The 13094-nt window shown below is 43.6% G+C and carries 7 protein-coding genes; 6 read left to right on the plus strand and 1 reads right to left on the minus strand.

Features of this window, described 5'->3' with window-relative positions:
* Positions 1-6 precede the first annotated feature (6 nt).
* Complete coding sequence (locus F2B13_RS14585; protein ID WP_149304531.1) at positions 7-3417, minus strand: SusC/RagA family TonB-linked outer membrane protein; 3411 nt, start codon at positions 3415-3417, stop codon at positions 7-9.
* Between the two features lie 290 nt (positions 3418-3707).
* On the opposite strand from F2B13_RS14585, the gene F2B13_RS14590 reads away from it, so the two are divergent.
* The 6 genes from F2B13_RS14590 to F2B13_RS14615 all read left to right on the plus strand — a co-directional run bounded on the left by F2B13_RS14590 (position 3708) and on the right by F2B13_RS14615 (position 13093).
* Entirely contained in the window at positions 3708-4568 is an 861-nt protein-coding gene (locus F2B13_RS14590) for an AraC family transcriptional regulator (RefSeq protein ID WP_149304532.1), read from the plus strand.
* A 104-nt stretch (positions 4569-4672) separates the two neighbouring features.
* A complete protein-coding gene (locus tag F2B13_RS14595) occupies positions 4673-6016 on the plus strand; it encodes an L-fuconate dehydratase (protein WP_149304533.1) in 1344 nt (447 codons plus the stop codon).
* Between the two features lie 73 nt (positions 6017-6089).
* A complete protein-coding gene (locus F2B13_RS14600) occupies positions 6090-6947 on the plus strand; it encodes a fumarylacetoacetate hydrolase family protein (protein WP_149304534.1) in 858 nt (285 codons plus the stop codon).
* 102 nt (positions 6948-7049) lie between these two features.
* Positions 7050-9392, plus strand: a complete 2343-nt coding sequence (locus tag F2B13_RS14605; RefSeq protein WP_149304535.1) for a PDZ domain-containing protein — start codon at positions 7050-7052, stop codon at positions 9390-9392.
* Positions 9393-9397: 5 nt separating this feature from the next.
* The gene (locus F2B13_RS14610) at positions 9398-10897 is read left to right on the plus strand and encodes an alpha-L-fucosidase (RefSeq protein WP_232625247.1); all 1500 of its coding nucleotides are present in this window, start codon (positions 9398-9400) and stop codon (positions 10895-10897) included.
* A 96-nt stretch (positions 10898-10993) separates the two neighbouring features.
* Positions 10994-13093: an SGNH/GDSL hydrolase family protein gene (locus F2B13_RS14615; RefSeq protein WP_198440141.1), complete on the plus strand. Its 2100-nt coding sequence runs from the start codon at positions 10994-10996 to the stop codon at positions 13091-13093.
* The last annotated feature ends 1 nt before the right edge of the window (position 13094 follow it).

Consider the following 13094-nt stretch of genomic DNA (forward strand, 5'->3'; position numbering starts at 1 on the left):
TTTTAATTATAAATTAGCCTTTACCGAAATTCCGTACGACCGTTGCGCAGGAAGCGCGGTCGTTCCAAAGGCCCCATCGGACCATCCCGTACCGTTTGATGATTCCGGAATTGTATTTGGAGCATCCTTATAAATATAAGCAAGATTGTTGGCAAATACAGATAGCACGATATTGCTCAGCCCTATTCGCTCGGAGAGGTCGGGAAGCCTATAATCTAACGAAACATTCCTTAGGGCTACATAATCACTCTTGAACAAGCGGTCTTCAGGGAAGAACCCGTTCGAAAAGTAGGACGAATAGTAGTAATCTTGCGCTGATGAAATCTGATTGTTGGGTGTTCCATCAGAATAGACTCCAGATAAAAGCACACCATCGTTATAGGTAGGGCCACTAGGATTAGAACCAGCGACCTTTTGCCCGTCCGTATTCAAGTAATAGGCTTGACCTCCGGTTGCAGCGTCACGATAGGGTAAACTTTCCTTTAAAACACCCGCAGCCATCATATAGGTTTCTGCTTCATTGATGAAACTTGCACCGAACGAATAGTCGATATTGGTGACCAAGCTGAAGTTTTTATAGTTGAATCTATTGAAAACCCCACCGGTAAGGTCTGGCAAAAGTTTACCTACTACTCGGTTACTCGACCTGCTGTAGCTATAACGCTGACCATTTCTATCAACGATACGTTCACCGTTGTTCGGGTCATTGTCATCTGATGGGTTGATATAGTTCTGCCATCCCTGTTGCTGTACGATTAGACCATATTCACCACCGACTTCGGCCACTATGTTGAGTCCATTACCTCCAAATAAAGAAAGCGAAGTGAGATCTCCGTCAAGTCTTCTGACTTGTGTTTTACTGGATGCAAAGGTCATATCGAGATTCCATTGAAAGTCTTCGCTGTAGAGCGGCTTGGTTTTTAAGGCAAGTTCCCAACCCGTATTGGCGACGTCACCCGCATTAATTCGTACACTGTTCACACCAAGTCCGGGAGGCGCAGTAACTCGCATAATCTGATCATAGGTGTTGGCATGGTAGACCGAAAAGTCAAATCCTAATCGTTGATTTTCGAAGAAATAGCCTTCAAGCCCTACTTCGAATTCACGCTTACGCTCTGGTTGTAGGTTCGGCACAAAATTCTCATCGATCGGTGGTAGGTCGTTCGGAGGGGATAAAATAAAGCCGTTGCCCGACTGGGAAACCCCTAGGTTGACATTACTGAAATATAGCGGGCCGGGTCGACCAACATCTGCCCATGAAGTTCTTAGCTTCAAGAATTTTACGGCCGCTGGCATATTGATAGAATTAGATGCAATCCATGTAGCACTTACCCCAGGGTAAAAATAACTATTATTATCAGGAGGTAAAATAGATGACCAGTCGTTACGGGCTTGGGCCTCAATGAAAATTTGATCGTTCCAGTCTAACTGAAGTGAGCCCAGCACACCATAAAGAATATCATGTCCGTTATCGATGATGGGTGTCGGATTAATTCCGGAGGGGAGGTTGGAGAACGAAAAGAAATTTGGAATTACCATACCGCCAATGGTTTCTGCACCTCGTACTTCAAGATAATTGTCACGAATAACACCTCCAACGAAACCAGAGATATTAAAGTCGTTTATATCGGTGTTGAAATTGAAGGTGGCTTGGCCATAAGTTTTTCTAATGATACGGTTTTGATCTCTAAAGACGGAGCCACTGTTGGGTCCGATTAAGCTTGGATCTTCTAATTTTCCTTTATAGGTACTACGTTCGGTGGTATTATCAAGACCCCCTAAAATCGTCGCGCTAAAGGTATCGTTAAAGGTCAAGTCCATGGTCAAAGACTGAATACCGTGAATACGGTTGAAATCAGATTCATTTTGTGTCCAATCCCAAAGTGTTCCTACAACGGAAGCACGTCCGTTCGATATAAAATTTTGCCGACGGTCCGGGTTCTGAAAATAGTTGTATCCATTTTCGGTCACCAAAGCGCTTCGTATGAGGTCGACATCGATATCCCTGGAGTAGGCACCCAATTCAGATCGTGCCCCTTGTGCATCGAAAGATCCTGCGTAAGCAGAGTTTAAATTACTGGTTACATAGTAATTGCCTACGTATTTCAAAGATATATAGTCGTTTACATCGTAAGACGCATTGAAACTGAAGGTGTTTTTATCATATTTGGCTCCACGAATAATCGGGGTATAGGCCATGTTGGTGTAGGAAAAACGTACAGAACCTCTTTCCCCACCTGAGCTTACCGATACGTTTGCCGTACGTTGAAGGCCTGTTTGAAAAAGTTGGTCATTGACCGATCTTCGGGTCGGCTGCCATGGTCGAATAGACCCGTCCCACCAGCGAAGGTTTACGCTGGGGTCATATTTAGGTCCGAAAGCTTGCCCTGCAATGTCCAACGCCCTTTCGCCGTTCTCATTGATATAGAACCCTTGATCATCCGTGGCCGAAACACTGGGGCTACGTCCTGTACCATAGATGTCTTGAAATTCAGTCAAAAATGCACTTTTTTCCAAGGAGGTGGTCAGAGAGGCTGAAATTCCAAGTCCCTTACTTCTTGAGCCGCTTTTAGTCGTAATCAATATAACGCCATTAGCCCCTTCACTACCGTAGAGTACGGAAGCTTTGGCGCCTTTTAAGATTTGCATCGAGGCGATGTCATCGGGGTTGATATCGTTGATACCGGTTCCATTATCCCTACCGGTTCTACCGTTGTAGTTAATGTTTGAATTTTCATCATGGATCGGAATACCATCGACAACAATTAAAGGGCGCGTGGTCGAGTTTTGATCAAAGGAGACCGCATTTCGAATATTGATTTTGAAACCACCTGAAGGCCCCGTGGCGGTAGAAGCTACGGCAACACCAGCAGCCGTACCGTATAGCGACTGTAAAGCATTCACCGGCGTACCACTGGCAAGAATTCGATCATTGTCGACACTGGCTACGGAATAGCCAAGTGCTTTGGCATCCTTTTTAATGCCCAAGGCAGTGACGACGACCTCATCAAGTTCACTGGCATCTTCACTAAGGGTTACATTAATGGTAGCCCTGCCGTTCACATTAATACTTTGAGTGGCAAATCCGATGTACGATATTTCAAGTACTGGCGAATCACCTGTAGGCGTTATGGAATAGTTGCCGTCAAAATCGGTCGACACTCCATTTGTGGTGCCTACTTCTAATACCGTGGCGCCGGCCAAGGGCACACCATCTTCATCAGTGACCGTTCCTGAAACTGCGGTTTGATCGATCGGGTTGCCCATCGGTATAGCCGATTCCAAAGCTTTTGCTACTGACACATGGGCTTGGGCCGAACCAAAAAGGAAGGCAGCGAACAGTGTCAAGAGTGCCTTGCGAAAATCGACTTTAGGAATGCCTCGTCTGGGATTCCCATACTTCTTTCGTTTTTTCATAATTGATGAGTTTGTTTGAGATTAGACTTAGGTTAAGACTTTTTTGTGATTGTTGAAGTTTTGCAAATGACTTAGTCGAAATTTTAAGATAGTGCCAATACTACGATTTAAGAACCACGCATTTCAAGGCAAATTAATTTTAGAAAAGCAAAAATAGCAGAGCGTTTTGTTAAAACCTACCAAAAATTATGCAGAGTTTGATGTTTTTTTTGCCGAAAAAAGTGAATTTAATCCTTTCTGCTACTTTTTGTATTAAAAATTGTTAATTTACCCTTAAATTTAATGGTGAGATGAAACTTCATTTATTGGATAGGGCCAGTTCAAAACACAGTTCGTTTACTGTAAGCAAGAACCGTTATCCCAATTTTTTGAAAGTATGGCACCAACACCCTGAATTAGAGCTTGTTGTAATACGAAAAAGTACGGGCACCCGTTTTATCGGTGATAGTATTGAAAAATTCCAAGAAGGTGAGGTCGTTTTAATCGGTAAAAACCTGCCACATATGTGGCTGAACGATGAGGAGTATTTTCAAGAAAATTCGGATCTGGTTGCCGAAGCTATTGCTGTACATTTCACTCAAGATTTTATGGGCCCCGGGTTTATCAAAGTGCCCGAAATGCAATCAATATCGAAATTGTTCAATCGTGCCGAACAAGGGGTCAAATTCATTGATTTGCATGTAAGAGTAATTGAGCAAATTGAGGAGTTATCGTCGCTAGCTCCATTTGAAAAGGCGGTTCGTTTCATAGAAATTCTTCATTGCTTATCGCGCCATGAGAACTATCGTTTGCTCTCTAGTTCTGGTTTTGTGAATTCTTTTAACAGTCCTGAAAATGAAAATTTAGATAAGATCTACTCCTATATTTTCAAGAACTTCAACACCCCGATCCATTCTAAAGATGTGGCGAAAGTGGCGCATATGAACCCATCTGCGTTCAGTCGCTTCTTCAAGCGGATTCACCGTAAGACCTTTACCAAGTACTTGAACGAGATTCGAATAGGTTATGCCTGTAAGTTGTTGATAGAGCGAAAAAATTCGATATCATCGGTATGTTATGAATCGGGCTTTAACAACATTTCTAATTTCAACAGACAGTTCAAGTCCATTGCGGGAATGTCTCCGACTGAATATATTAAACATCATAGCTGATGCTTCAATTGCTTTGGGGCAAAAATAGTACTGATGATGGTCATATTTTGAGTAGATATCTAAAAGGCCATAAGTTAGATTTGTGTTTTTAATTTCTTCCTTTTATGTCAGATCGCACAGTTATTTCAGGAATAGACGTCAAAGACGTACGCTTTCCAACCAGCGAATTTTTAGATGGGTCCGATGCGATGAATCCCGACCCCGACTATTCGGCGGCATATGTCATTCTTAAAACAGATCATCCAAATGGTCTTGAGGGTCATGGTCTGACCTTTACTATTGGAAGGGGCAATGAACTCTGTGTAGCCGCTATTCAGTCCCTGTCGCATTTAATTGTGGGTAAAACGCTGGAAAGTTTTACGGCCTATATGGGTGATTTCTATAAGATGATTACGGGAGATAGTCAATTGAGGTGGCTAGGCCCTGAGAAAGGGGTCATTCATCTTGCTACTGGGGCAATTGTTAATGCCGTCTGGGATCTCTATGCCAAGGTTGAAGGGAAGCCTCTGTGGAAACTTCTGGCCGATATGTCACCTGCTGAATTGGTTTCGTGTGTAGACTTCACCTATATTACTGATGTGATCACACCACAAGAGGCTCAAGCTTTACTTGGAAAACTTGAAAACTCAAAACAGTCTCGCGTGGACAAACTTTTGAAAGATGGATATCCTGCCTATACCACATCAGCGGGATGGCTCGGATATTCCGATGATAAAATGCGCCAACTCTGCCGGGAAGCCAAAGCACAAGGCTTCGATCATATAAAGATAAAGGTAGGGTTAAATCTTGAAGACGATATTCGACGGGCTAGCATCATTCGGGAAGAAATCGGTCCTGATTTACGGCTTATGATGGATGCCAATCAAAAATGGGATGTAGATGAGGCCATTTTCAATATGAGGCAACTTGCCCAATTCAACCCCTATTGGATCGAAGAGCCTACCAGTCCTGATGATATTTTGGGCCATGCCCGCATAGCTAGGGCAGTCGACCCTATAAAGGTTGCTACTGGAGAGCATTGTCAGAATCGGGTTATCTTTAAACAATTGTTACAAGCCGATGCCATAGGAATTTGTCAAATCGATAGCTGTCGCGTGGGCGGGGTCAATGAAATATTGGCCATTTTATTAATGGCGGCAAAATTTAATATCCCGGTGTGTCCGCACGCCGGTGGCGTGGGACTCTGTGAATACGTTCAACATCTTTCCATAATCGACTATATTGCAGTAAGTGGGTCGCTTGAGAATCGGATAATCGAATACGTAGATCATTTACATGAGCACTTCCATGAGCCTGTCGTCGTCGAAAACGGGGCTTATATGCCACCACAACTGCCGGGTTTCAGTATTACGATGAAGAATGAGTCACTGGATAACCATAGTTTTCCCGATGGTGTGGTATGGAGGGAAATAGCACGTAAAAATGCAGTCGCCCATGAAAAGAGGTAAATTGCCTTTTGGTGAAGGGAATCGGCCTGAACCCATAAATAGACGAAAAGTATATACCTAAAATAATATAGAGATGAAATTAATACGATATGGTATGGCGGGGAAAGAAAAGCCCGGCGTGCAACTTGAAGATGGATCTAGAATCGATATTCAGGGCTTTGGTGAAGATTACGATGAGAATTTTTTTGGTTCCGACGGGGTCCAACGGCTACAAGAGTGGTTGGATGATAACAAGGAATTTTGTACCAAAATACCTGATGATGTTCGCTTAGGAGCTCCTTTGGTAAGACCTTCGAAAATAGTTTGTGTAGGCCTGAACTACGCGAAACATGCTGCAGAAAGTGGGATGGCATTGCCTAAGGAACCTGTGTTGTTTTTTAAATCTACTTCGGCTATCGTCGGTCCCAATGATGATCTTATTATTCCCAAGGGAAGTGAAAAAACAGATTGGGAAGTTGAGCTAGCCGTCGTAATAGGTAAAAAAGCATCCTATGTTTCCGAAGCCGATGCCATTGACCATGTGGCGGGCTATGTGTTACATAACGATTATAGTGAACGGGCTTTCCAAATCGAAAAGGAAGGGCAATGGTGCAAAGGAAAAGGCTGTGACACGTTTGCGCCCATTGGGCCCTTTATTGCTACCAAAGACGAAATCGATAACCCCAATGATTTGAAACTATGGCTTACATTGAATGGCGAAATGGTTCAAAACAGTGCCACCTCCGATTTTATTTTTAATATTCAACAAGTAGTTAGCTACATCAGTCAGTTCATGACCTTGTTGCCTGGGGATATCATTTCAACGGGAACGCCCTCGGGTGTCGGTCTCGGCTTTGAACCCCCGAAGTATTTGAAACCTGGTGATGTGGTAGAATTGGGTATCGAAGGATTGGGAACGTCAAAACAGGTTGCCAGGGCATTTGAAGGATAGCGAAATCGTAAGGCTTCAGGCGTATTTGCGGACAATCTAATCCCGCCTACCTCAATGAAAATGTTAAGGCCAATGGAAAAGCAAAGTATCAAATTACAATAAATGAGGGCCACTCAAGCATTGCTGGTTTTACTGTGCTTCATGTTGATGGGATGCGATAGTTCCGAAATGGAAATCTATGTAAGGCCCAATTCGGATACTGTGGGTGATACAGGTGTCAATAGCATTCAGGAAGCACTTGACGAAATCGCTGTACTTCGGGAGAAAAATAACATGGCTTTGGCAACTATTACCTTGGGTAAAGGCGAATATCGCTTGAATACACCTGTACGTATAGGTCCGGAACACGGTGCTGTGAAATTGATCGGAGAAGGTACTGAGAATACCGTTATTAAAGGATCTCGGCGATATAGTCTAAAGTGGACTAAGTATAAGGGCTCCGTATATGTAGCTCCAATAGTTGGGCAAGAAAGGTTTGATCAGTTGTTTATCAACGGGAAAAGACAAATCCTTGCACGGTATCCCGATTATGACGAAAATGGAGGGCATTGGCAGGGGTATGCAGCGGATGCCATTGATCCGAAAAGAATAGAAAAATGGCAACACCCACAGGGGGCTATCCTGCATGTGATGCACCAGGGCGAATGGGGCGGCTTTCATTACAAGGTCGAAGGAATTGATAAAGACGGTAGTGTACTATTGTCAGGAGGGCATCAGAACAATCGGCCTTCCGCTATGCACGAAACGTATCGAATGGTCGAGAATGTGTTTGAGGAATTGGATAGTGAGGGAGAATGGTTTCTCGATGCCGAGCAGAACCTTTACTATTGGCCACCCAAAGATCTCGACCTTCAAAATGCCAAGGTAGAGGGAACTTTGCAAAAGTGCTTGGTCAATGTGCAAGGCACCAAAGACAATTCGGTAAAAGATGTTTCTATCGAAGGAATTCGCTTTGAACATACGCAGCGCACTTTTATGGAAGCATACGAACCACTTTTGCGAAGTGATTGGACTATGTATCGGGGAGGCTCGGTTTTTTTGCAAAATACCGAGGAAGTTGCCATAAAGAATTGTGAGTTCACGGCTTTGGGAGGTAATGTCATATTTGTTAGCGATTACAATCGAAATGTTGTTATTTCCGATAATCATATTCATGATTGTGGAGCGAGTGGAATTGCATTTGTCGGAAGCCCTAAAGCGGTACGTTCACCTTCCTTTCAATATAATGAGTACGTTCCTTTGAATGAAATGGATACTTTAATAGGGCCCAAGACCGACGATTACCCCAGTGATTGTCTTGTGGAGAACAATCTCATTCACCATATTGGGCGTATCGAAAAACAGACGGCAGGTGTTGAAATCGCGATGGCCATGAATATCACGGTGCGCCATAATAGTATTTATGAAGTGCCAAGAGCAGGTATTAATATTGGCGATGGTACTTGGGGCGGGCATACGATTAGTTTTAACGATGTGTTCAATACAGTTTTAGAATCGGGTGATCACGGGGCATTCAATTCTTGGGGAAGAGACCGGTTTTGGCACCCAAACAGAAATACAATGGACAGTATTGTGACGATGCATCCAGAAATGCCAAAATGGGATGCAGTATATACCACTGAAATTTTTAACAATAGGTTCCGATGTGATCATGGTTGGGATATCGATTTGGACGATGGTTCCTCCAATTACAACATTTACAATAATGTTTGCCTGAACGGGGGAATCAAACTTCGTGAAGGCTTTTTTAGAACCGTGGAAAATAATATTATGATCAATAATGGATTTCACCCCCACGTGTGGTTCAAGAATTCAGGTGATATTTTTAGACATAATATTGTGTTTACCGAACATAAAGATATTAGGCTTCAAGGTTGGGGGGCAGAAGTAGATTATAATCTCTTTGGTGATGACGAGGCATTGCAGATATCACAAAAAAATGGTGTGGGTGCGCATAGCGTTTCCGGATCCCCGCGCTTCAAGGAGGCCGCAACGGGTAATTTTGATGTAAGCGATGATTCGCCGGCACTACAAATTGGTTTTGAACCTTTTGAGACCCAAAATGTGGGGGTCAATAACGAGAAGTTAAAGGCATTGGCGAAAACGCCAGAGATACCCCGGCTGTTTTTTGGTTCCCAAGTTGATAGATCTGCTACTTTTCAATGGTTGGGCGCTGAAATAAAGTCGATCGAGACAATGGCCGAACGTTCGGCGGCGGGCTTGAGTAAAACGGCAGGCATACTCGTACTAAGTTTAGACGACACCAGCGTATTAAGAAAGTCGGGCATAGCTGTGGGCGACGTAATTGTTGCTAGTGAAGAAGAAGAACTTGACAACGTCTCCGACCTGATGAAATTTTATCAAAACAATAACTGGAAGGGCCAATTTGACCTCGTGATTTTCCGTAATCAAAAAAAATTGCCCATACACCTTAAAACCAAATAAGACTGATGAAAATGACCTATCTAAACCTTAAATCGGCCTGTTCTAAAATTTGGCTCATACTCATATATTTCGGGGGAAGTGTGGGGTGTGCCCAAGCCATTTATGAAGATGAGCGCTATGTGCCCGAAACCGACCCTATGGTCTTGGAAAAATTGGATGCCTGGCAAGATATCAAATTCGGACTTTTAATGCATTGGGGTACTTATAGCCAATGGGGTATTGTGGAATCATGGTCTATATGTCCCGAGGAATACGGGTGGTGTGAACGAAAAAAGGGCTCTAATCCTGATAACTATTACGCCTATAAAAAAGAATACGAAGGTTTACAGAAAACGTTCAACCCAGTGAAGTTCAATCCGGAAAAATGGGCAAAAGCCGCCAAAAATGCGGGTATGCGGTACGTAGTGTTTACCACAAAACATCACGATGGGTTTTCAATGTTCGACACTAAATATACCGATTACAAAATAACCGATTCCAAAACACCCTTTAGTACAAACGCTCGGGCCAATATTACTAAAGAGATTTTTGATGCCTTTCGAAATGAGGGTCTATGGGCCGGTGCCTATTTTTCAAAACCTGATTGGAACGTGGATTCGTATTGGGATCCCTACTATCCGCCAAGAGACAGAAATGTAAATTATTCCCCCGAGGAAAACCCTGAAAAATGGCAAGCTTTTACCGACTTTACCCATAATCAAATCCTTGAGCTTTTGACCGATTATGGTAAGGTCGATATTCTTTGGCTTGACGGTGGTTGGGTGGCTAAAAAACCAAAATCTCAGATTACCAGTTGGTACGACCAACAATTGGAGAACAATGAAAGTGGGTATTTGAAAAACCGGATAGTAAGCCAGGATATCAAAATGGACGAACTGGTAGAAAAGGCCCGCCAAAAACAACCGGGCCTTATTGTGGTGGATCGAGCCGTTCACGGTAAAAATCAAAATTATCTGACTCCTGAGAATCGTGTACCTGAAAAACCGTTGCCCTACCCATGGGAATCTTGTATCATTGCTGGTGGGGGATGGTCCTATACCCCTAATGCCAACTATATGAGTGGTAGGGAGGCTGTGCATACTTTGGTTGATATCGTCGCCAAGGGGGGCAATCTCTTGTTGAACATAGCACCAAGCCCTGAAGGAGAGTGGGATGAAGGAGCCTATCGGCTACTTGAAGAAATAGGTTTGTGGATGAAGATCAACGATGCGGCGATTTATGGTACCGAGGCCATGGCCCCGTACAAATATGAAAATATATGTATAACCTCGAAACCTGATGGTTCTGTATATTTGGTATACTTGGTACAAGAGGGGCAAAAAGAACTTCCCTCTGAAATATATTTTGAAGGATATGTACCTGAAAGAAATGTGAAGGCTTCCTTATTAGGTCGTCGGACTAACATCAAATGGAAAAAAGACGGAGATGGTATTCGAATCGAAATTCCGGAAAATCTAAGACCGAAGTTGTTGCAAACAGAAGCATTTACTTTTAGGCTGAGGTAAGGACTGAAAAAAAGTATTCGGACATCGAATTGAAAAGTTCAAAACCAAACCGGGAATTCCTTCCTGAATAATAACATAATACGACAAAAGACAAGCATGCATCCGAGGTATTTTCATAGTGTTCTCTTTGTTGCAATTTGGTGCTTTTTGGTTGTTTCGGTTTCAGGGCAGACAAGCTCGAATACGTTGCCACAGTTAAAGATTGCCTGTGTCGGCAATAGTATAACCTATGGGGCACGGATTGAAAATCGTGGGAAAAATGCGTATCCTGCCCAATTGCAAAGCCTCCTAGGTACTAATTTTGAGGTGGTGAATTTTGGAGTTAACGGTGCTACCCTACTTAAAAAGGGTGACCGCCCTTATTGGGAAACCGAGGCGTATCAAAATGCATTGGATTTCGAACCTGATATGGTCTTCGTCAAACTAGGCACTAACGACAGCAAGGCACAGAACCGTATTTATCTTCACGAATTTGAGAGCGATTATTGCGATTTGATCAACAGTTTCAAAAATAGAAATCAAAACGTACGGATCGTGCTATTGTCTCCTCTACCGGCCTTTACCGAAGATTCAACAGGAATTTGGAACCCTGTGATCAAAAATACGATAATACCTGCTTTACAGCGTGTAGCCTATACGACTAAAAGCGAGATTATCGATTTGTATTCATTGTTTGTCGATCGTCCACATTTGTTGCCCGATAGGGTGCATCCCTCGGGTCTTGGGGCAACGGTGATCGCCCAACGCCTTTATGATCTGGTGCAGCAAAATACCAATGATTTTTCAAATTTCTATGGTTTTCAGCTTGAGCAGTTCAAATTTAAGGGTGCCGACTGTAAATTGGTGCGTCCGAAAAGTCCGGCCAAAGGTTTGCCATGGGTATTACGGGCTCGATTTTGGGGCCATGAACCGCAAACCGATGTTGCCCTGCTTGAAAGAGGCTTTCATATTGCCTATTGTGATGTCTCCAACTTATATGGAAATCAGGAAGCCGTTGATCGATGGAATTCATTCTATGACTCCATGAGGCGCCTAGGGCTATCGAAAAAGGTAGTCTTGGAAGGAATGAGCCGTGGCGGATTGATTATTTATAACTGGGCCGAACAGAATCCTGAAAAGGTGGCGTGCGTTTATGCCGATGCCCCTGTTTTAGATGGTCTAAGCTGGCCTGGTGGAAAAGGAAAGGGTAAAGGAAGTTCAGAAGATTGGGTGCGATTCAAAAAAGCCTACCATCTTAATAGCGAGGCGGAAATTGACGATTTTCAGGATAATCCCCTTCATAAGACAAGCCGTATCGCCCAAGGAGGATATCCAATGTTACATGTTTGTGGAGAGACGGATGCCGTAGTGCCCATTGCGGAGAATACCATACCTTTCGTTAAAGACATCAGAGCGAAAGGAGGGGCAATTGAAACCATTTACAAACCAAATAATGGGCATCATCCCCATAGCCTAAAAAACCCTACACCGATTGTGGATTTTATTCTAAGGGCCACTAACCAAAAAACGAATTTTGCAAGGGTTGCCGCACCTTCGGCGGAATATCGGTCCGCAGCGGGCTGGTCGAACGGTACCGATTGGTGGACACAGGCCGCCGATATCGATTCGCTGTGCGTGACGAAAGGACCAGTAGATTTACTGTTGATCGGAAATTCAATTACCCAGGGCTTTGGCAATCGTCCTCATGTTACTGCTGCTCCCGGAAAAATTGCCGCGGATACTTTTTTTAAAAACATGAGATGGATAAATGCCGGTATTTCCGGAGATCGCACACAGCAAGTTCTTTGGCGGTTGCAAAATGGGCAGTATGGTCGGGCCCGACCCAAAACGGTCGTGCTGACCATTGGAGTAAATAACTTTCCTTTTGAAAGTGCCCAGGAAATCGTGAGTGGAATACAAGCCGTACTTACGCAAGCGCAAAGTACATTTATAGATTCGAAAATAATCTTGTTCGGTCCCTTACCGACCGGCATGGAGGCCAATTCGAAGCAGCGCGAAAAATATAGAAAGGTGCACGAGGGGCTTGATCGCCTAGAATTGGGTCCGCGTACAGAGTATAATGACATTACGGCACTTTTTTTGGATGCAAACGATAACCTTGATACGCAATTATACTCAGGTGACGGTATCCACCTGAAGCCCGAAGGATATCAGGTTTGGGCCAGATATCTCGGGGGAAAACTCAAAAAAAATTAAA

It is taken from the genome of Pareuzebyella sediminis, assembly GCF_008367235.1.
Lineage (GTDB): Bacteria > Bacteroidota > Bacteroidia > Flavobacteriales > Flavobacteriaceae > Pareuzebyella > Pareuzebyella sediminis.